The organism is Sporosarcina sp. FSL K6-3508 (assembly GCF_038615825.1).
Taxonomy (GTDB): domain Bacteria; phylum Bacillota; class Bacilli; order Bacillales_A; family Planococcaceae; genus Sporosarcina; species Sporosarcina newyorkensis.
On the sequence record NZ_CP152016.1, the window covers coordinates 3,383,118 to 3,404,308 of the forward strand.

Sequence of the window (21,191 nt, forward strand, 5' to 3'; positions counted from 1 at the left end):
ATTTGATGATGTCATTAATGGAGAAACTTCAAACAAATGTCCTGACAGCAGATGGGGCAATGGGAACTATTTTGTATTCATATGGGATCGATTATTGCTATGAGGAATTAAATATAGAGAAACCTGAAATTATAGAGAAAATCCACCACGACTATATCGAGGCGGGAGCTGATATTATTCAGACCAATACATACAGTGCCAATGCAGTGAAATTGGCTCGTTATGGATTGGAAAACCGTGTTACGGAATTCAATAAAGCAGCAATCCAAATTGCAAAGCGGGCTGCTGCACCAGGTGGTCAATTTGTGCTTGGTACCATCGGCGGTTTGCGTGGAATTCGCAAAAGTGATGCATCGCTCGATGAAGTAAAGCAAGTAGTCCTTGAACAGGCCAACGCATTATTGACTGGAGATCCAGACGGACTGTTGCTCGAAACGTATTATGATTTCGAAGAATTATCATCCGTCGTTTCAACACTTCGTCAAATCACAGATGTTCCGCTAATTGCGCAAGTCTCCATGCACGATCCTGGAGTTTTGCAAAACGGACTTTCATTGAATGACGCGTTGCATCAACTGGAATCACTAGGTGCAAGTATAGTCGGTGTAAACTGCCGCTTAGGGCCTTACCATACAATCCAAGCTTTTGAAAATGTGAAACTGCCGGAAAATGCATTTTTATCCGCTTATCCGAATGCATCTTTACTGGATGTGGAAGATGGCCGCATTGTCTATGAATCTGAAGCTGAGTACTTCGGGCGAGCTGCAGTATTGCTGCGTGATCAAGGTGTACGGTTAATTGGCGGGTGTTGCGGAACTACTCCTAAACATATTAAAGCAGCGAAAACTCGATTAGCGGGATTGTCTCCTATCACCAAGAAAGTAGTAGAACCAACAAAGCCAATCGTTATTCAGGAAGCCGGCCCGGTAAAACATCAACCGCTCCACGAGAAAGCCAAAACAGAACGTACGGTCATTGTGGAATTGGACACACCACGGCATTTAGAGACAGAAGATTATATTAAAGGTGCCAATTTACTTTACGATGCAGGTGTTGATGCCGTAACGATGGCGGATAACTCATTGGCATCCCCTCGGATCAGCAATATGGCAATGGGTTCCATCATTAAAATGCAGCACAATATCCGCCCTCTTGTCCACTTAACGTGTCGAGATCACAACTTGATCGGGTTACAATCTCATCTAATGGGGCTTGACGCGTTAGGCATCCACGATATTCTGGCTGTAACAGGTGATCCGACGAAAGTTGGTGATTTCCCTGGCGCAACAAGCGTCTACGATGTATCGAGTATGGAACTGCTGCAGTTAATCAAACAGTTGAATGAAGGGATTTCATTCTCCGGTAAACCATTACGTAAAAAAGCGAACTTCTCAGTTTCAGCTGCGTTCAATCCGAATGTCCGTGTATTGGACCGGGCTGTTCAGCGATTGGAGAAAAAGATTGAAGCAGGTGCAGATTATTTCATAACGCAACCTGTCTATACAAAAGAAAAGATTATTGACGTCTATGAGGCTACAAAACATCTAGATACACCTATCTTCATAGGTATTATGCCTTTGACAAATATTCGCAACGCAGAGTTTCTGCATCATGAAGTGCCTGGCATTAAACTATCTGACGAAGTGCTTGAACGGATGTGCGCCTGTGGCGACGACCGAGCAAAAGCCACTGAAACAGGAATTCAGATCGCAAAGGAGCTGATCGATACAGCAGCGCAATACTTTAACGGACTGTATTTAATCACACCATTCCTCCGTTACGACATGACACTTGAGCTACATGACTACATTAAACAAATAGATAAGCAGAAGGAGAGCGAATTATCACATGCAGAGACATCCTATTGAAGAACAACTAGACAAACGAATCCTTATCATTGATGGCGCGATGGGGACGATGCTGCAGGCGGAGGACCTCTCAACAGAAGATTTTGGAGGCGAAGATTACGACGGCTGTAATGAATATTTAAACGTTTTACGACCTGATATCTTGGAGAAGATTCATGATGAGTACCTAGAGGCAGGAGCCGACATCATTTGTACCAACACATTTGGCGGCACTCCCCTTGTTCTGAATGAATTTGCACTAGGACATCGTGCACATGAAATCAATACTAAAGCTGTCGAAATTGCAAAGGCAAGTGCAGCAAAGTATTCCACTGCGGAGTGGCCGCGTTTTGTCGCAGGGGCGATCGGACCGACGACTAAGACTCTTTCTGTCACAGGCGGCATTACATTCGATGAACTTTCTAATGATTTTTACGTGCAGGCGAAAGCATTGGTTGAAGCTGGCAGCGATTTAATCCTCATGGAAACTAGTCAGGATATGCTAAACGTCAAAGCCGGCACGATTGGTATTAAAAAGGCCTTTGAAGAGCTAGGACGCGAAGTACCAATCATGATTTCCGGTACAATCGAACCGATGGGTACAACACTTGCAGGTCAAAGTATCGAAGCATTTTACATTTCCATTGGACACGTCAATCCCCTATCTGTCGGCCTAAACTGTGCGACTGGACCAGAATTCATGACGGATCACTTACGTTCGTTATCTGACCTGGCAACTAGCTATGTGACATGCTATCCGAATGCCGGATTGCCAGATGAAGAAGGTCATTATCATGAGTCTCCAGAATCCCTATCGAAGAAGCTGGAAGGATTTGCAGAAAAAGGCTGGTTGAACATGGTCGGCGGCTGTTGTGGTACGACACCTGAGCACATTCGAGCAATTCGAGAAGCTGTAAAAGACAAAGCACCTCGTCAAATGCCTGAAAAAGAACCTGGTCATGCCGTTTCAGGTATTGAACCTTTGCTATATGATGACACATTGCGTCCTTTATTAATTGGGGAGCGTACAAACGTTATCGGCTCACGGAAGTTTAAGAAGCTAATAATAGAAGAGAAGTTTGAAGAAGCGTCTGAAATTGCACGTGCACAAGTAAAACGCGGTGCGCACGTACTCGATATTTGTCTGGCGAATCCAGATCGTGATGAACTGATCGATATGACGCGTTTTATGAAAGAAGTCGTAAAAAAGGTTAAAGTCCCTCTAGTAATTGACTCAACGGACGAAAATGTCATCGCGGAAGCATTAAAGTATTCCCAAGGAAAAGCGATTATCAACTCGATCAACTTGGAGGACGGCGAAGAACGATTTGACGCAGTTTTGCCTCTCGTGAAAAATTATGGCGCGGCAGTGGTGGTTGGTACCATCGATGAAATCGGAATGGCTGTTACGAGAGAACGCAAACTGGAAATCGCCTTGCGTTCCTATGATCTGCTCGTAAATAAATGGGGAATTGCACCCGAAGATATTATTTTCGATCCGCTTGTATTCCCTGTCGGTACAGGAGATGAGCAGTATATCGGTTCAGCTGTTGAGACAATTGAAGGCATTCGTTTGATTAAGGAAAAGTTACCGCGTACGCTGACCACGCTAGGTGTCAGTAACGTTTCATTCGGCTTGCCCCCTGTTGGTCGTGAAGTGCTGAATGCAGTGTATTTATATCACTGCACGCAAGCTGGCTTGGATTACGCCATCGTCAATACAGAAAAATTAGAACGCTATGCTTCCATCCCAGAAGCAGAAATCAAACTAGCTAATGATTTGCTATTTACGACAACAGATGAGACATTAGCTGATTTTGCAGATTTTTATCGAGATAAGAAAAAAGAAAAAACTGAAGACGATATCCCGAAAACTGTTCCCGAACGTCTTGCCTACTATGTAGTGGAAGGAACGAAGGAAGGCTTAATTCCTGACTTAGAGGCTGCCCTCCAAACATACGATGCACCACTGGATATTATCAATGGTCCATTGATGAAAGGGATGGCAGAAGTCGGGCGCCTGTTCAATGACAATCAACTTATCGTAGCGGAAGTATTACAAAGTGCTGAGGTCATGAAAGCTTCCGTTTCCTATCTCGAACAATTTATGGAGAAGAAAGAAGACGACAGCGGGAAGGGTAAAATTATCTTAGCTACCGTCAAAGGCGATGTACATGATATCGGGAAAAACCTTGTAGATATTATTCTAAGCAATAACGGCTTTAAAGTTATTGATATTGGGATCAAGGTTACCCCAGCGGCATTGATCGAGGTCATTCGTAAAGAAAAGCCAGACATTGTCGGCTTATCCGGATTGCTCGTAAAATCCGCTCAACAAATGGTGTTGACGGCACAGGACTTTAAGGCAGCAGGAATCGATTTGCCTGTTATGGTCGGTGGAGCTGCTCTGACAAGACGTTTCACAGAAACGAAGATTGCGCCTGAATACGATGGCCCTGTTATTTTTGCCAAGGACGCAATGCAAGGATTAGATTTGGCTAACCGTCTTCAAAGCGAAGACAAAGGAGCACTACTGGAAGAATTACAGGAAAGCCTTGAGAAGCGGGAAGCAAATGATGCGATTAAAGCAAGCCGCGGAAATACTGCAGTTGCAGTGGCGGCGCGACCAGTGAAAACAGTACGTACCGACGTACCTGTATTCGTACCGACTGATTTACGCAGACGCGTTGTAAAAGACTATTCAGTTGCTCACTTACACCCATACGTGAACATGCGCACACTGATCGGCCATCATCTTGGCTTACGCGGAAATGTCGATAAAATGCTGGAAAAGAAAGAAGAACGGGCTGTTCAGCTTCATGAAATGGTCACAAGCTTCCTGCAATCCGATAAATTAACCGCTTCAGGTATTTATCAGTTCTTCCCTGCTCAAGCAGACGGAGACGACGTAATCATTTACGATCCAGAAGATGCGAAAACAGAAATTGAACGGTTCACATTCCCTCGCCAAGAAAAAGAACCATTCCTTTGTCTGGCAGACTACTTGAAAACAGTTGACAGTGGGGAAATGGACTATGTGGCCTTCATGCAAGTTACTGCGGGTAAAGGGGTTCGAGACTATGCAAACCAGCTGAAAGAGCAAGGGAAGTTCCTAGAAAGCCATGCTTTTCAGGCAACCGCTCTAGAATTGGCAGAGGGCTTTGCTGAACGTATTCACCAAGAAATCCGTGATCAATGGGGATTCCCGGACCCTACGGACTTCACAATGCGCGAACGGTTCGCTGCAAAATACCAAGGTCAGCGATTCTCATTTGGCTACCCTGCTTGTCCAAATTTAGAAGATCAAGCCAAACTCTTCGGACTGATCAAACCTGAAGACCATGGCGTCATCTTAACAGAAGAATTCATGATGGAACCCGAAGCCTCCGTATCCGCTATCGTCTTCGCCCACCCAGACGCAAGATACTTTAACGTGGAATGAACAAAAGTGGAAGGCGCCATGTAGCCTCGACAGGCGTTGGAGGGCTTACCAAAAAGGCGTTCTTTGCCTTTTCGGTAAGACCGAAACGTCCCGAGGAGGCTGGCGCCTGCAACTGGATGTATTCAAAAGCGGAGACGGCTGGTCAGTCCCGACAGGCACTGGAAGGCTTAAATTAAAGGCGCTCTTTGCCTTTACTTTAAGACTGAAGTGTCCCGAGGGGCTAGCCATCGGAGCTGGATGTAACCAAATGTGGAGACGGCTGGTCAGAGGCGACAGGCATAAGCCAAAGATGCGGAGTGGCGCTTTTTGCCACGCAGCAGCTTTGGCTTATGACCCAAGTCTCTAGCCGTCGGAGCTGGATGTAACCAAATGTGAAAGGCGCCGTTTAGCCTCGACAGGCGTTGGAGGGCTTACCGAAACGTTCCAAGAGGCTGGCGCCTGCAACTGGATGTAATCAAAAGCCGAGACCGCTGGTCAACTACAACAAGCGACGGAAACAGAATAATTATAGCAAAATAAAACCGCTGTCTCCGATTAATTGGAGACAGCGGTTTTCATTTCCTTGATGAACGATTAACGGCAGCAACCTCTGCGCCGGCCACATCCTCCGCCGCCCCACATTCCATGTCCATGTCCATGTCCATGTCCATGTCCATGAGAAGGTCCTCTGCCTGGCATTATCATAGAGCCCATAACATCCTGAGTTGTCTCTGTATAATAATGTTGCGGTACCCCTACTACGTTATGGCGATTAACGTTCACAATCGGGTGAATATAAGGAATTTCTTGCGGAGAAAAGCAATCATTATAACGGTACTGTGTTGGACAAACGATTGGCTGCATCTGAAAACCTGGTTGTTGCCCCTGCATTCCTGGGAATTGTCCTGACATACCAGGATATTGTCCTTGATTCATCATCATTTTCTCACCTCCTATACCCTATTACATGCCAGCCTACAGAATTATTACGGGCTAGCGCCGTGGGGATGTGGAAATTTATTGATATCAATTAAAAAAGAGCAATCCTTCCGCCTATATTTGGCGGTCTGAATCGCTCCAATACTGCATTAACCACATTGACGAGGATTCACTGATCGATCATATCCTTTTGTTTTTTCAATTGACTCCAATTGCTTCATAATTAGTTTGCATTCATTTACTGGACATTGGGATGGAGCACCTTCGTCTACCATATTCAAAGAGCCTAAAAAGTCAAGATCACGACGCAAATCCAGCTCAGCCGGATTAACAAATTGACGACCCATACTTTTTCATCCTTTCTGTTGGATAGTTCACAAGACAAAACCAGCCAATTCACTACTGATCACACGCCATACTTTGATAAATAAAAATACTCCATATATTATATGTGCGTGAAGAATCTTAGGAATGGGTATAGTAGGATATAACCTATTTATTGAAGGAGAGAGTTTGTATGAATCGAAATCGAATTGTATTATTTGATGGCGAATGTAACTTTTGTGATGCGAGCGTACAGTTCATTATTAAACGTGATCCGTATCGATATTTTTCCTTCGCTTCCTTGCAGGACGACGTAGGGAAAGAACTTCGAAAACAATACCAGATTCCAGACAACGTCGACAGTTTAGTTTTAATCGAAAATGGGAAAGCGTATACAAAATCAAGTGCCGCTTTACGTATCGCAAAAAAGCTAGACGGACTCTGGCATTTAGCTTTCCTATTCATAGTCGTGCCGTCAGCAATCCGCAACCGCGCATATGACTATATTGCAACGAATCGTTATAAATGGTTCGGTAAAAAAGAATTGTCTTGTATGCTGCCGTCTCCTGAAGAGCGCCAGCGTTTTATCGCGTAAAAAAGGCCTTCCGTTACCGGAAGGCCTTTATCATGAAGTCAATTGCTTATATTCCTCATCCGTAAATGCGCGTGATCGAGAAAGGAATCGTTTCCCTTCCACTCCTTCAAGCGAAAACATACCTCCGCGACCTTCCACTACATCAATGATTACTTGTGTATGCTTCCAATATTCATACTGGCTTTTCATCATATAGAAAGGCACATCGCCGATACGTCCTAACAATACATCTTGATCACCGATGAGCAGATCTCCTTCTTCGTAGCACATTGGGGAAGATCCATCACAGCAACCGCCTGACTGATGAAACATTAAAGGTCCATGCTTCTTTTTCAGCAATTCAATGAGAGCTAATGCTTCTTCTGTTGCAATTACACGGTCTGGCATGGGAATTCCTCCATTTCACGTCGGATCCTATAGACAGATGCGTTTTATTTCAATCAAAAGAATCCTTGCTTACTTTCATCGTAGCTCACTAGCATATTTTTCGTCTGCTGGTAATGAGCCAACATCTGCAGATGGTTCTCACGGCCGATACCGGATGCTTTATAGCCCCCAAATGCAGAGTGTGCAGGATATGCGTGGTAGCAATTTGTCCACACACGGCCAGCTTGAATGCCGCGCCCAAAACGATATGCTGTATTCATATCACGCGTCCAGACACCTGCCCCTAAGCCGTATAGCGTATCATTGGCAATTTCAAGTGCTTCTTCTTTATCTTTAAACGTCGTAACCGCCACGACTGGACCAAAGATCTCTTCTTGGAAAATACGCATCTTATTATCACCCTTGAACACAGTAGGTTTCACGTAGTAACCATCTTTCAAGTCGCCTTCCAGTTCGTTTTTCTCTCCGCCTGCAAGACATTCTGCGCCTTCTTGTTTTCCTATATCCATGTAAGACAGGATTTTTTCCATTTGCTCCGTAGATGCTTGTGCTCCCATCATTACTGAAGGATCAAGCGGATTTCCTGTCTTGATCGCTTTAACACGCTCTATTGCGCGCTCCATAAATTTATCGTAGATTGATTCTTGAATCAACGCACGGGATGGACATGTACATACTTCTCCTTGGTTCAGGGCAAACATGACAAAACCTTCGATTGCTTTGTCAAAGAATTCATCATCTGCATCCATGATATCCTCAAAGAAAATGTTCGGTGATTTTCCGCCAAGTTCTAATGTCACCGGAATCAAATTTTGTGATGCATATTGCATAATTAGGCGACCTGTTGTCGTCTCACCAGTGAATGCAACCTTGTTGATCCGAGGATTAGACGCCAATGGCTTCCCTGCTTCTACGCCAAACCCGTTCACTACGTTGAGGACTCCTGCCGGCAGCAAGTCTTCGATCAGCTCAACAAGAACTAAGATAGAAGCCGGTGTTTGCTCGGCAGGCTTCAAGACGACACAGTTCCCTGCCGCCAAGGCCGGAGCCAGTTTCCACACTCCCATAAGGATCGGGAAATTCCAAGGAATAATTTGACCTACTACGCCTAACGGCTCATGGAAGTGGTATGATACCGTATTGTCGTCAATTTGGCTGATTCCACCTTCTTGTGCACGAATAGCAGAGGCAAAATAACGGAAATGATCCACTGCCAATGGTAGATCGGCATTCAATGTCTCACGAACTGCTTTTCCGTTTTCCCACGACTCCGCAATCGCTAGCATCTCGAGATTTTCCTCAATACGATCTGCAATCTTCAACAAAATATTGGCACGTTCAGTGACTGAGGTTTTTCCCCACGCCTCTTTTGCTGCATGAGCTGCATCAAGCGCCAGTTCGATATCTTCTGCTGTGGATCTTGCTACTTGAGTAAAAACTTTACCCGTCACAGGTGTTGGGTTATCGAAATACTGGCCATTCACCGGCGCCGTCCATTTACCGCCGATAAAATTATCGTAACGTTCTTTAAAATGAACCTTTGCACCTTCTGAATTCGGATTTGCATATACCTTGTTTTCTGAAGCTTGTACCATACTGCGTCACACTCCCTATTCTCTTTATTTTGCTTGTATTCTAGTGCAATCGTTTTTGCACACAAAGCCACTATACGAATATCAAGAACACGTTATGCATAATGATTACGCTTACATATGCTATTTTTATTCTATCTGAAAATTATATATCTTTCAACTAATTACTATTCAAATTAATACTGTCGTAGTGAATTTATCAATTTCATAGGTTGGTAAGGATTCATTAATAATTTGTTCATAACTTGGCTGTACGATGAAAGAAATACAAATGACAGGGGTTGTCAATATGGAAGGTAAAGCAGCAAAAAAGTTACTCTCTATTGTCGGTTCAGGTGTTGTAGGCTCTATGCTGACGCTTGGCGTTGTTGCCAACACCGATTGGTTAGGGTCTCCGAAGGAAGTAGAATCAGCAAATATAGATACTCCTACATATGAGGTCGAGAAGGTGTCCACTGCACCAACAGATTCATTGGCCGATATGGTAGAACAGTCTTCAAAAGCTATTGTTGGCGTAGTTAATTATCAAACGCCAGGCAATCGTTTTGCTGAGGCTGCGACAGAGCAAATGGCGGGCACTGGTTCCGGTGTGATCTACAAAATTGACGATAAATATGCGTATATCGTAACGAATAATCATGTCATTGAGGGTGCACAAAAGATTGAAGTCACATTAGATAAAGGCGTAAAAGCATCGGCAAAACTTTTAGGCACAGATGCACTGACGGATATCGCGGTCTTACAAATCGATAAAAAGTTCGCAACTACTGCAGTGACGTTCGGAGATTCAAGTTTATTGAGAGCGGGAGACTCCGTAATCGCGATCGGTAATCCACTTGGTCTTGATTTTTCCGGCACCGTAACAAAAGGAATCGTTAGTTCAGTGTCTCGTACATTGGACGTCAATACATCAGCAGGAACCTGGCAGACAGAAGTTATTCAGACAGACGCAGCAATCAATAGCGGAAACAGCGGCGGTGCTTTGTTCAATACGGCAGGTGAAGTCATCGGTATCAACAGTCTAAAAGTAGCGCAAAGTGGTGTGGAAGGAATAGGATTTGCTATTCCAAGTAATGAAGTGAAAACATTGGTCGAACAACTTACAGAAAAAGGACAAATCGAACGGCCCTATCTCGGAGTAAGTTTAGCGGAATTAGCGGAAATTCCCTATATGTATGTCAAGGATTTACCCGAAGCTGTCAAAGGCGGCGTGATGGTAACAGGAATAGAACCCAATTCTGCAGCAGATCAAGCCGGCTTGAAAGAACAGGATGTCATCACCGAGATAAATGGTGAATCAATTGACAATTCTATGGAACTGCGTAAATATCTATACTCCAAACTACAAATCGGCAACAAGGCAAACATCACTATATACCGTAATGGTGAAAAACAGCAAGTGAGTGTCAAATTTAGTGGTGGACAAATGAAATAATCGACGCAAGAGGCAGCTTTTACGCTGTCTCTTATTTGTTTATAGCACTACAGACAAACACGCGGCCAAAATACTCTTCATTGCATTTTCCACGTTTTCGTACTATTTTTAGATACAAAGATGCAAGGAGGTCGTACAATGAAGATTCTGGTGATTGAGGACAATGACAGTGTCTCTTCCATGATTAGATTATTCTTTGAAAAGGAAGGCATAGAAGGGGCGTTTGAAGCAAACGGGTTGGACGGTTATGAACGGGCGATCTCTTCTGCATGGGACTGCCTCATCATTGATTGGATGCTGCCGGATCTTGATGGTTTAACGATTTGCCACAAACTGAGGGAGCGCGGAATTGAAGTGCCAATCATTATGCTGACTGCAAAAGACGGAGAAGCGGATCAAGTGCTCGGCTTTGAGATGGGGGTTGATGATTATGTCACGAAACCGTTCAGCCCTCTCGCCTTGATGGCACGAATTAAAGCAGTGACACGCCGATATACACCAAAGGTACAGGATGATGCGGTTCCAATCCATACCTCCTATTTCCGACTGAACCCCAATACACGCGAAGTATGGGTACAAGACAGCTTGGTCACCAATTTGACGCCCAAGGAATTTGATTTACTTTATTTTTTCATTCGACATCCTAAACAGGTCTTCACACGTGACCAACTGCTCGATCAGGTGTGGGGATATGACTTCTATGGTGATGATCGTACGGTAGATGTTCATATTAAGCGACTCCGTTCGAAGCTGTCGCTGCCTGAACACCCATTTTTCCATACTGTCTGGGGAGTAGGCTATCGATTCGACGAAAGTGTTGTGACGAACCAGTGAAGATCAAAACCTTTTATCAACAATTGCTCAGCCACTTCAGTGTTATCCTCATCACTGTACTCGTGCTCAGCTTATCGCTGACACATTACTTGGAGACAGTCGTCTACGAGCAGAAAACAGATGAACTTAAGACGTACGGTCAAGCGATCCTAACTGACCTTAGACAAAGCACTCGCGGATCGAATGGAATTTTGAAGACCTACGGCCATGTCTTGGACACCCGTGCCATTCAATATAGTTTATTTGACGAACACTCTTCTATCGTTTATTCCACTGGACTGAAATCACCTTTAATTGAACTCAATCAAGAGGAATGGCATGCTTTGCAAAATGGTCAAACGGTAACTGTCAAACAAGAATTCAAACGATTTGATGAAGCAGTCACCTTTGTCCTGTTGCCGTATTTTGAAAGACAGCAGTTTGGCGGCGGTGTATTACTGACCTCCCCTATTACAGGGTCACGCGCCATTATTTCTCAAATGAATCACTACGTCCTCTATGCGACAGGCGCAGCTGTACTTCTAGCCCTATTGCTGAGTGGCTTGTTGTCGATGATTCATGTGCGGCGGATCCAAAGGTTGCGCCGAGCCGCAGCCGCTGTGGCAGGCGGTGATTATACCGTTCGTGTCCCGTCATCAGAATTTGATGAGATTGGCGAATTATCTAGGGATTTCAATGAAATGACCGACAAACTTGAGACTTCAATGAAGGAAATCGACACACTTGAAAAACGCAGACGGCAGTTCATGGCGGATGTCTCCCATGAACTGCGAACACCTCTTACCACGATTCGCGGGGTGATCGAAGGGTTGCGTGAGCGAATGATTTCTGAAGATGAACAAGATAAAGCACTGCAGTTGGCACAGAATGAATCGAAACGACTGATTCGACTCGTCAACGAAAACTTGGATTACGAAAAGATCCGTGCCAATCAAATTCAATTGAATAAGCAGAGACTTCCTCTGAAAGAACTCCTTGAAATGACTGCCGACCAACTTGAACATGCAGCAGCTGAACGTGGAAATACCATTATAGTCAATGCATCCGATCAGCTGTCTGTCTTTGCAGATTACGACCGGCTCATGCAAATTTTCATCAATATCACCAAAAACAGTATCCAATTTTGTGAAAACGGGACGATTACTCTAATTGCCAAGGAAAACGAGAAAGAAACGATTATCGAAATCGCAGATACGGGAATCGGCATGAACCCCGCTGAAATCGAACAAATTTGGGATCGTTTTTATAAAGCTATCATTTCAAGAACTTCCACGCCGTACGGTGAATTTGGGCTTGGTCTTTCAATCGTCAAACAGCTTGTCCTTCTACACGAGGGCGTGATCGATGTACAGAGTGAAAAAGGCAAAGGTGCTCTCTTTACGATAAGATTGCCAAAATAAAAAAAGCCGCTCACATAGCGGCTTTTCGTGATTAATTACACGTCATATAACGCCAATAATCATCACCTAAGACACCTGATAAGTATGCCAGCCCTTCGCTTTCCGACTGACGTATAGTCCACCAATCACCGTCACCAAGCGATAGATAGATCTCATGATGAGGAGCGTCGTTATGATAACCAACCAAATCGATATTTCCTCCACAATCCAGATGACCCTTCACTTCATAATGGATGGGTGGAGAAACTGTCAGTGGATTCCCGACATCATGCACTATCTCAAAATTGATTTCTGACGGCTTCCCTTCCAAACGTTTGATTTCAATATCTTCTAACGATGCATGACCATGACGCTTATAGCGTTTCAAATAATTCATGCCAATAGATGGACCGACAGCCTTCGTAAATTGAAGCGAGCTTTCTTCAATATTGAATTCACCTCGCATATCCACTCGCGTCCGATAACTTTTCCCTTCTGGGTCGAAATCCCGGTCATCACCAGCGAAGTATGGCAACGGAGACAAGAGATTAGGATTTTTCAGGATATCTTCTTTTAAAAATGTAATATAGCGAAACTTCCACCGATCTATTTCTAGCACCTTTTTACGCTTTGCCACCGGTTGCAATAAGTGATCCCGACAATTCACTCGTATTGAAAACGTATAGCTTTCCTCCGTCGGCTTGTTCTCTGAACTAGGCGGCATCACTACTTCAAATGCTTTCGATACGATCGACTTACTGACATTCATTTGCTGATTGCTGTCAATTAGTGGACGAGTACCCAAAACACTATATGTAACCGCCTCGGACATGCTTGATTCTCGATCGATGAAGCGGTTATTCTCTACGGTATCGAGATATATTCCATTACGGTAAATATCGTATTTTTCTACGCCTTTAATTCGCTCCCAAGACAAAGCAATTTGTGACGAAGCCGCAATTGTTGTGATGACCAAACGTTGTAGAGGATGTTCGTCTTCCACCCTGCTCGTTAAAGCAGATGTTTGAATCACTATGACGTCTTCTACTTTTTCGTCTTTTACACGTTCAATCGTATATTGAAATGGGTGTCTTGAATCGAGTTCTCCGTCAGTAAATTCAGCAACAGTCCCTTCATACAACTGCCGTTCATTTTTATAGACCCTATAGTACCCTCCTGTATCACTCCAAACAAACGATAGCTCCCCCAATGAATGCTTCATACTTTGAACTTCGAATAATGGCTCCATTTTTCATCTGCTCCTTTTTATTCATTTCATATCAATCGACTGTTTCATTTCAGACACTTATGCAACATTGGGCATATGTGTTTACCTACTTCTTCTATGTGTTATCTATCATTTTTATACAATTCATTCTGCTCATCCCAGTATCGTTTTATCCTTCTGTAAATATATGCTACAATCAATATGTCTGATTCATATTCACCACTAGGGGAGCCCGGTTTAATGGGCTGAGATGCATTTACCGCAAACCCTTGGAACCTGATCTAGTCATACTAGCGAAGGGAAGTGGGTAGTTATCGTACCCAACAGCCCATTTCGAATGGGCTTTTTGTATATATACCTTTATAGAGAGGAAGAGAAACATGCCGCTTATTCACCAACTTCGCAAGGAACAACCACTGGTTCATTGCATTACGAATATCGTAGTAGCGAATTTTCAAGCGAATGGTCTATTAGCTATCGGAGCCTCTCCTGTAATGGCTGATGCAATAGAAGAAGCAAAGGATATCGCAAAAGTTGCCGATTGTAGCATTCTGAATATCGGGACGTTGAAGCAACAAACAGTAGATGCAATGATTTTGTCAGGCAACAGTGCCCGCGCAGCGGGAAAACCTGTTGTGCTGGACCCGGTCGGTGCAGGCGCGACTCCCTTCCGAAAAGCTTGTGTACTGCAAATCTTAGATGAAGTGGATGTTACTCTGCTTCGATGTAATGTCGGAGAATTGGCTGCTATCGTAGACATCCCCTGGAATGCAAAAGGCGTAGATGCAGGAGAAGGACAAGCCGACGTAGAGGGAATCGCAAAAATCGTTGCCTTGAAATATGCATGCTTAGTGGCTGTATCTGGAGAAATTGATATCGTTACTGACGGCCATTCCACGTTATCCATTACTGGGGGACACCCTATGATGACGAATATTACGGGTACAGGTTGTTTACTCAGTTCCGTAGTAGGAGCATTCTTATCAATCGGGAGCGAACGTCCTTTAGAAGCAGCAGCGGCGGCACTCGCATTTTATAAACGTGCAGGCGAAGAAGCGGCCAAAGTTTCTCATGGGCCAGGTGATTTTGCTATGAACTTTTTGAATGCATTATATACATTGGATCGCAAAACCAAAACGTACTTAGTATAACTACGAGTAAGGGGGTTTTTTCATTGACAGTAAAAGTAGCATTGACTATTGCCGGTTCAGACAGCGGTGGCGGTGCTGGAATCCAAGCCGATCTAAAAACGTTTCAAGAGCTCGGTGTATTTGGCACATCCGCACTTACTGCCATTACCGCCCAAAACACACAAGGCGTTCATGGTGTTTATCCAGTACCAGTAGAAGGCGTAGTAGCTCAAGTACGTGCTGTACTGGATGATTTTGAAGTGAAAGCCTGTAAAACAGGTATGCTATTTTCTACAGAAATTATAATGGCTATTGCTTCTTTATTGGAAGAATACCCGCCGATTCCTCTCGTGATTGATCCTGTCATGATTGCCAAAGGTGGTCAATCATTATTACTGCAAGAAGCGGTCCAAGCGATGAAGGAAAATTTAATCCCAATTGCCACTATTATTACGCCCAACATTCCGGAAGCCGAAGTACTAACAGGCATGAAGATTGTAACGGATGAGGATATTCAAGAAGCGGCGCAAATCATCATCGAGCTAGGTGCAAGAGCCGTCATTATGAAGGGCGGCCACCGCAACGATGTGCTCGAAGCAAAAGATTATTACGCTGATTGTGAAGGTCAATCTTTCACCATGACAACGCCTTGGGTACAAACAAAAGATACCCATGGTACAGGCTGTACGTTTGCAGCTGCTTTAACCGGTTTTATCGCAAAAGGCTATTCCTTGTCAGATGCCGTTGCAGAAGCAAAACAATTTATCCAAGCTGCGATCGAAGACAGTCTACGCATTGGTTCTGGGCATGGACCGACGAACCACTGGGCATATAATCGTTTAAAGAAGGAGATGCACTAATGCGGAATGCAGAAGTGAGAAAAGCTTTGAGTCTTTATTTTGTGATGGGTACCCCAAATACTGCAACAAATGGGGAGCAAGAAACGCTGGACATCTTAGAGGCAGCTCTTCGTGGGGGTATTACTTGCTTCCAGTTGCGCGAAAAAGGCGAGAATGCTTTGAAAGGAGAGGCATTGGTCGGTTTCGCGAAAAAATGTCAGGTATTATGTCGTCAGTACCATATTCCTTTTATCATTAATGATGATGTGGATCTTGCCTTGGCCATTAATGCAGACGGCGTCCACGTTGGCCAAGACGACGAGCAAGCTGGCATTGTCCGAACGCGAATCGGTCCAAGTAAATGGCTAGGTGTCTCTACCCATAACGCAGAAGAAGTACAGCTTGCTCAAGCAATCGGTGCTGACTATGTAGGCATTGGTCCGATCTATCCGACAGCGACCAAACTAGATGCCTCTGCTGTCGTTGGCCCTGCGCTTATTAAGGAAATCCATACAGCTTTTCCTGATATGGCGATTGTAGGGATCGGGGGTATTTCTTTGGCGAACTTCGGTCCCGCTTTGCATGCAGGCGCGGATGGCATCGCAGTGATTTCTTCTATCGCATCTGCTGAAAACCCTTCAGCAGCAACGCAAACCTTTTCTGAATCAATACGAGCCATTAAAAATTAAATTTTATATATCTTTTGCACCCAAAAGAGCTATGGAGAATTTTTCTCCATAGCTCTTTTATCGACATACCGAGAAACATTTGTCGATTTCCCGGGAAATTAAACGAATAATTACTTCTTCGCTTGCTCGTAGTAGCTCTTCATTTCCTCTTCCGGTACCATGTTTCCACCCGTAGACCATACAAGGTGTGTAGCTTTCGGAGAATTTGCTGAAGAGATATCCGACTGTATAGTTTGTATAGGACCTGTCATCCCTGCGAGTGCAGATGGTTCTAGCCAAATATCTTCACTGTCTGCTAACTCTTTTAATAATTTGAACAAAGTACGATCTTCTACTGTATAGCAGCCTGCTAAGAAAGGTTCCACTGTTTTTCCGACAAAAGCTGAGGCTGTTCCAACTGCTAATCCATCAGCCGCTGTTTTATTATCCAAGCCAAAATCAGCAACTGAAATTTGATCGTGTAATCCTGTCATCATGCCAATCATCATACACGGAGAATGGGTTGGCTCTGCAAACAGGCAATGTACATGATCTCCAAATACAAGTTTCAATCCGAATGCGACACCGCCAGGTCCACCGCCTACTCCACAAGGTAAGTAAACAAAAAGAGGATGCTCCCCGTCGACCCTAATATTTTGTTCTTTCAGCTGGACGGCTACACGCTCACCTGCAACCGCGTATCCCATGAAAAGATCCGTTGAGTTTTCATCATCTACAAAGTGACATGTTGGATCTGCTTCCGCTTGGCGTCGGCCTTCTTTCACAGCTTTGCTGTAATCATCTTCATATTCTACGACATGGACACCTTTAGAACGCAATAAATCTTTTTTCCACGGCTTTGCGTCTGCTGACATATGCACCGTGACGTCAAAACCGAGTTTCGCACTCATGATGCCAATACTGAGTCCCAAATTCCCTGTCGATCCAACAGCGATTTTATGGTTTGCAAACAACTGACGAAATGCCGGTTCATCGAATTGACTATAGTCTTCTTCAGCATTTAGCAATTGATGTTCAATTGCTAATGTTTCTGCATGCTTCAGGACTTCATAAATACCGCCTCTAGCCTTTATAGAACCCGAAATAGGTAAGGCGTTATCTTGTTTTAATAATAGCTGACCCGGAATGTCGATTGCATAAGATTGTTCAAGTACGTGCTTCATATTAGGAATAGGAGTTAATGGCGATTCAATAATGCCCTGATTTGCAGCGGTATCTGGAAACACCCTTTCCAAGTAAGGAGCGAATCTTGCCAACCTTAGACGTGCATCTTCCACATCTTCTTTTGAAAGCTTTGTATGATTAAGAGCTGTCTTAATAGGTTCTACTAATGGGTTGCGCCATAAGATTTCCTTCTTCTCCATTACTTGTTCCAATAAAGGCTGCTTAGCCAGCCATTCACTTTGTGCAAGATTCTTCATTCCATCATTCGCTCCTTTTAGTAATTATTTGAACCAACCCTTTTCTTGAAACATCGAGATGGCTTCAATACGATTTCGCACGCCTAATTTATCCAATATAGTCGATATATAATTGCGAACAGTGCCAGGGGACAAAAACAATTCTCCTGCTATCTGTTTCGTTGTTTTTCCTTCGGATACCAGTTTCAACACTTGACATTCACGTTCTGTCAATGGATTTTTTTCATCATCTTTCATGTCAAAAGCCAGATCGATTAATTCGGGAGCATAAATTCTACGCCCTTTGATGATAGAATGAATCGACTTCACAAGCTCTTCAATGGGATTATCCTTCAGCAAATACCCTCTGACACCCGCATTTCGTGCCCGCTCAAAATATCCCGTTCTTGCAAACGTCGTCAATATGATGATCTGACACTCTTCATCTTGCAGCTCTTCTGCAGCGTCTAAGCCTGTCTTGATCGGCATTTCAATATCCATGATGCAAATATCAGGTTGTAGCTCTTTAACCAAGTCCACTGCTTCTTGACCATTTTTGGCCATTCCGACTACATCCATATCTTCTTCTAAATTGAGTAACGACCCTAATGCACCGAGCATCATCCCTTGATCTTCTGCTATTACAATGCGGATCATAATCTATCACCCTTCCTTTATTTGTTTTAAGACAGCTGGAACAGTGATCATAACCTGTGTCCCTTCCCGACTAGTTATAGACAAACTGCCATTTACAAATTCCAGTCGTTCTTCCATACCATCGAGACCGTTCCCCGGAAGATTTACGCCATTTTGTGCTATCCCAATTCCATTATCCTTTACACTAATCGTAAACTCTTTTTCCGTTCGCTCAAAAACGATGCAACAATATTTCGCATAGCTATGTTTGACGACATTATTAATCGCTTCTTTTAAGCACATAACCAATACATTTTCCACAATGGGCGACATGTCTGGAAAGTTCGGATCTCCTTCCAGTTCGAGTTCGATTTCTGCCGCTTTCAATAATTGCCTGACACGGACTAGCTCATCTTTCAACTTTACACGGCGCATACCGCTAACTAGTACACGGACTTCTTTTAAAGCAGTGCTGGAGATTTGTCGAATATCGTGAATTTCTGTTGCAGCAGCTTTAGTGTCTCGTTCCATCAAACGTACAGCCAGGTCACTTTTCAATCCGATCATGGACAGTTTCTGGCCAAGCGTATCATGAAGATCCCTTGCAATTCGCTCACGTTCTTGGACAATAGTCAACTCTGAAATACGTTGTCTTGCTACTTCGAGCTGATCTTGCAGTCGATCGCGTTTCTGACGATTGTATAAATTAAAAGGCAGTAACACGACACCGATTACTGAGATAATAATAAAATGGATTTGCGGAAGAAATAGATCAATCTCGATGAAAAAACCTGCCACGATTGCACCGATTAAAATGGCAATATGTAGACCGTAAATAATGAAGAACCCAACAGTATTGCGGATATTCCCAATGAAAAATGCAATGAAAATCGATAAATATACATAACCGAACAATAAAGTCATCAGTACCGTAATTACGATTTCAAAGCTTATCCACATATACATGAGACCGCTCTTAGATTTCACGGAAAAATAGTAGGAGAGGAAAAAGAATACTAACAGCGTCACCCCGATCGTTAAATCCACGGGTGAAGCGCTTCTTAAAATATAGAAGAAAGGTAGTATACAAAATACAACCCATGCATAAATGCTGAGCCATGGGCTTTTCGGAAAAATACTATACCAGCTGCGCATAGGGTCTCATCGCCGTCCTTTTCATTTCATTGTAACAAATATTTCTGTTCTTCGCCCATTGCACCTGTTTTCTCCAAATCCGTGACATTGGCTGCAGGCTTAGATCAACAGGATGTTGATCATGCAGGCGCTGGCACAGCATGTAGTGGCCTTAGCCTGAGTTCCCCGTTCAGCAAACGTTTGAACACCGGCTGATTAAAGATAAAAAAGGCGGAGAAGGAAATCCTTCTCTCGCCAATTCACTCAAGTCGCGTGCGTTTCGGTTTTAGATCAATCGCTAACTTGTTTTTTGTTATAGATTGTTTTGCTTCTTTAAATGTAATGAATGTTTTATTAGCTGGATCGTACAAACGGTAGCGTAATGACTCCAAGCTAGTTTTCAATGTGATCGTAGTTGCATTATGCAATGGCGGTGTCAATTCATGCGCCATTTCAAGGTTGTAATTTGGTACACGTGGAGCTAAATGATGCACGTGGTGGAAACCAATGTTCCCCGTCGCCCATTGTAGAACACGTGGCAATTGATAATAAGAACTACCTTCTACAGCAGCTTTTACATAGTCCCAGTCAGATTCCTCTTCAAAATAAGAATCTTCGAATGTGTGCTGAATGTAGAACAGCCAAATCCCAAGCATAGCAGCCGTGAACATCATCACTCCTTGAATCAACAGAAATGCCTGCCAGCCAATGAGCCAAATCAATCCGCTGTACACCAACACAAGAATTACATTAATCAGATACGTGTTTATACGCTCTTTCTTACGCGCATCTTTGCGATTAAAACGACCTGCGATCAAAACTAAATACAATGGTCCTAATCCAAACAATACAAGAGGATTACGATAGAAACGATAGCCAAGACGTTCCCATTTAGAAGCTTGTGCATATTCTTCCACTGTCATTACCCAAATATCGCCTACTCCGCGTTTGTCCAAGTTCGAACTAGTCGCGTGGTGGATAGAGTGCTCTCTTTTCCACTTTTCATAAGGAAATAATGTCAGGACGCCAGTGATTGTTCCAACAATATTATTCGCTTTTTTATTGCGGAAGAATGAACCGTGCGTACAGTCATGAAAGATAATAAACGTGCGGACTACGAAGAATGCAGCCACGATTGAGACGGCGATTGTCAAAACAACAGAAACTTTCAAGCTTTGATATGCCAAGAACCATAAAATAAAAACAGGTGGTATCGTGTTCAGCAACTGAATAGTACTTTTCTTCAAGTCAGATTTCGCGAAAGGCGCGACATCTTTATGCAACTGCTTCGTTTTCTCTTTACTCATGTTTTGTTTTCCCTCCTAATGGGATTGCTAGTGACTTAAGAATAACTTTTATCGGCAAGGAGGGGTAGACATATA

At 43.7% G+C, this 21,191-nt stretch carries 18 protein-coding genes and 1 riboswitch; of the genes, 9 read left to right on the plus strand and 9 right to left on the minus strand.

The window, feature by feature from the left end:
• The first annotated feature begins 8 nt into the window (after positions 1-8).
• Both MKX97_RS16895 and metH read left to right on the plus strand, forming a co-directional pair.
• Positions 9-1,868 carry a bifunctional homocysteine S-methyltransferase/methylenetetrahydrofolate reductase gene (locus tag MKX97_RS16895; RefSeq protein ID WP_342537528.1) on the plus strand — a complete coding sequence of 620 codons (1,860 nt, stop codon included), beginning with the start codon at positions 9-11 and terminating at the stop codon, positions 1,866-1,868.
• Complete coding sequence (metH, locus tag MKX97_RS16900; RefSeq protein WP_342536540.1) at positions 1,849-5,289, plus strand: methionine synthase; 3,441 nt, start codon at positions 1,849-1,851, stop codon at positions 5,287-5,289. The genes MKX97_RS16895 and metH overlap by 20 nt, the downstream gene beginning before the upstream one ends.
• A gap of 573 nt (positions 5,290-5,862) precedes the next feature.
• On the opposite strand, the gene MKX97_RS16905 is transcribed toward metH, so the two are convergent.
• Both MKX97_RS16905 and MKX97_RS16910 read right to left on the minus strand, forming a co-directional pair.
• Positions 5,863-6,210: a hypothetical protein gene (locus tag MKX97_RS16905; protein WP_342536541.1), complete on the minus strand. Its 348-nt coding sequence runs from the start codon at positions 6,208-6,210 to the stop codon at positions 5,863-5,865.
• 146 nt (positions 6,211-6,356) lie between these two features.
• Positions 6,357-6,554 carry a hypothetical protein gene (locus MKX97_RS16910; protein ID WP_009499095.1) on the minus strand — a complete coding sequence of 66 codons (198 nt, stop codon included), beginning with the start codon at positions 6,552-6,554 and terminating at the stop codon, positions 6,357-6,359.
• Between the two features lie 170 nt (positions 6,555-6,724).
• Here MKX97_RS16910 and MKX97_RS16915 point away from each other — a divergent pair, with 170 nt between their 5' ends.
• On the plus strand, positions 6,725-7,126 hold the full coding sequence (locus MKX97_RS16915) for a thiol-disulfide oxidoreductase DCC family protein (RefSeq protein ID WP_342536542.1): 402 nt from the start codon (positions 6,725-6,727) through the stop codon (positions 7,124-7,126).
• A gap of 30 nt (positions 7,127-7,156) precedes the next feature.
• Here MKX97_RS16915 and MKX97_RS16920 read toward each other — a convergent pair whose 3' ends face one another.
• Together MKX97_RS16920 and adh are read right to left on the minus strand one after the other, a co-directional pair.
• Complete coding sequence (locus MKX97_RS16920; protein ID WP_009499097.1) at positions 7,157-7,513, minus strand: DUF779 domain-containing protein; 357 nt, start codon at positions 7,511-7,513, stop codon at positions 7,157-7,159.
• A 53-nt stretch (positions 7,514-7,566) separates the two neighbouring features.
• Complete coding sequence (gene adh, locus MKX97_RS16925) at positions 7,567-9,108, minus strand: aldehyde dehydrogenase (RefSeq protein WP_009499098.1); 1,542 nt, start codon at positions 9,106-9,108, stop codon at positions 7,567-7,569.
• Between the two features lie 286 nt (positions 9,109-9,394).
• Between adh and MKX97_RS16930 the strand changes: the two genes are divergently transcribed.
• The 3 genes from MKX97_RS16930 to MKX97_RS16940 all read left to right on the plus strand — a co-directional run bounded on the left by MKX97_RS16930 (position 9,395) and on the right by MKX97_RS16940 (position 12,774).
• Positions 9,395-10,540 (plus strand): trypsin-like peptidase domain-containing protein, encoded by a 1,146-nt coding sequence (locus MKX97_RS16930; RefSeq protein ID WP_342536543.1) that lies wholly within the window; start codon positions 9,395-9,397, stop codon positions 10,538-10,540.
• Between the two features lie 138 nt (positions 10,541-10,678).
• A complete protein-coding gene (locus MKX97_RS16935; RefSeq protein ID WP_221838255.1) occupies positions 10,679-11,374 on the plus strand; it encodes a response regulator transcription factor in 696 nt (231 codons plus the stop codon).
• A complete protein-coding gene (locus MKX97_RS16940; protein ID WP_221838257.1) occupies positions 11,371-12,774 on the plus strand; it encodes a HAMP domain-containing sensor histidine kinase in 1,404 nt (467 codons plus the stop codon). The genes MKX97_RS16935 and MKX97_RS16940 overlap by 4 nt, the downstream gene beginning before the upstream one ends.
• A 31-nt stretch (positions 12,775-12,805) precedes the next feature.
• On the opposite strand, the gene MKX97_RS16945 is transcribed toward MKX97_RS16940, so the two are convergent.
• Positions 12,806-14,002 (minus strand): DUF3238 domain-containing protein, encoded by a 1,197-nt coding sequence (locus MKX97_RS16945; RefSeq protein WP_342536544.1) that lies wholly within the window; start codon positions 14,000-14,002, stop codon positions 12,806-12,808.
• Positions 14,003-14,195: 193 nt separating this feature from the next.
• Positions 14,196-14,300: riboswitch (TPP riboswitch) on the plus strand.
• Positions 14,301-14,361: 61 nt separating this feature from the next.
• Between MKX97_RS16945 and thiM the strand changes: the two genes are divergently transcribed.
• Genes thiM through thiE form a run of 3 tightly spaced genes read left to right on the plus strand, consistent with a single transcriptional unit; the run spans position 14,362 to position 16,639 of the window.
• Positions 14,362-15,132 carry a hydroxyethylthiazole kinase gene (gene thiM, locus MKX97_RS16950; RefSeq protein WP_342536545.1) on the plus strand — a complete coding sequence of 257 codons (771 nt, stop codon included), beginning with the start codon at positions 14,362-14,364 and terminating at the stop codon, positions 15,130-15,132.
• 23 nt (positions 15,133-15,155) lie between these two features.
• Positions 15,156-15,971 carry a bifunctional hydroxymethylpyrimidine kinase/phosphomethylpyrimidine kinase gene (gene thiD, locus MKX97_RS16955; RefSeq protein WP_078818645.1) on the plus strand — a complete coding sequence of 272 codons (816 nt, stop codon included), beginning with the start codon at positions 15,156-15,158 and terminating at the stop codon, positions 15,969-15,971.
• Entirely contained in the window at positions 15,971-16,639 is a 669-nt protein-coding gene (gene thiE, locus MKX97_RS16960; RefSeq protein ID WP_342536546.1) for a thiamine phosphate synthase, read from the plus strand. Before thiD ends, thiE begins: the two co-directional genes overlap by 1 nt.
• 110 nt (positions 16,640-16,749) lie before the next feature.
• Here thiE and MKX97_RS16965 read toward each other — a convergent pair whose 3' ends face one another.
• The 4 genes from MKX97_RS16965 to MKX97_RS16980 form a co-directional block, all read right to left on the minus strand.
• Positions 16,750-18,060, minus strand: coding sequence for a D-serine ammonia-lyase (locus MKX97_RS16965; protein ID WP_342536548.1), 1,311 nt, complete (start codon positions 18,058-18,060; stop codon positions 16,750-16,752).
• A gap of 24 nt (positions 18,061-18,084) precedes the next feature.
• Entirely contained in the window at positions 18,085-18,696 is a 612-nt protein-coding gene (locus MKX97_RS16970) for a response regulator transcription factor (RefSeq protein ID WP_078818648.1), read from the minus strand.
• A gap of 6 nt (positions 18,697-18,702) precedes the next feature.
• A complete protein-coding gene (locus MKX97_RS16975) occupies positions 18,703-19,830 on the minus strand; it encodes a sensor histidine kinase (RefSeq protein WP_078818649.1) in 1,128 nt (375 codons plus the stop codon).
• A 239-nt stretch (positions 19,831-20,069) separates the two neighbouring features.
• Positions 20,070-21,116 (minus strand): fatty acid desaturase, encoded by a 1,047-nt coding sequence (locus MKX97_RS16980; protein WP_342536549.1) that lies wholly within the window; start codon positions 21,114-21,116, stop codon positions 20,070-20,072.
• Positions 21,117-21,191 lie beyond the last annotated feature (75 nt).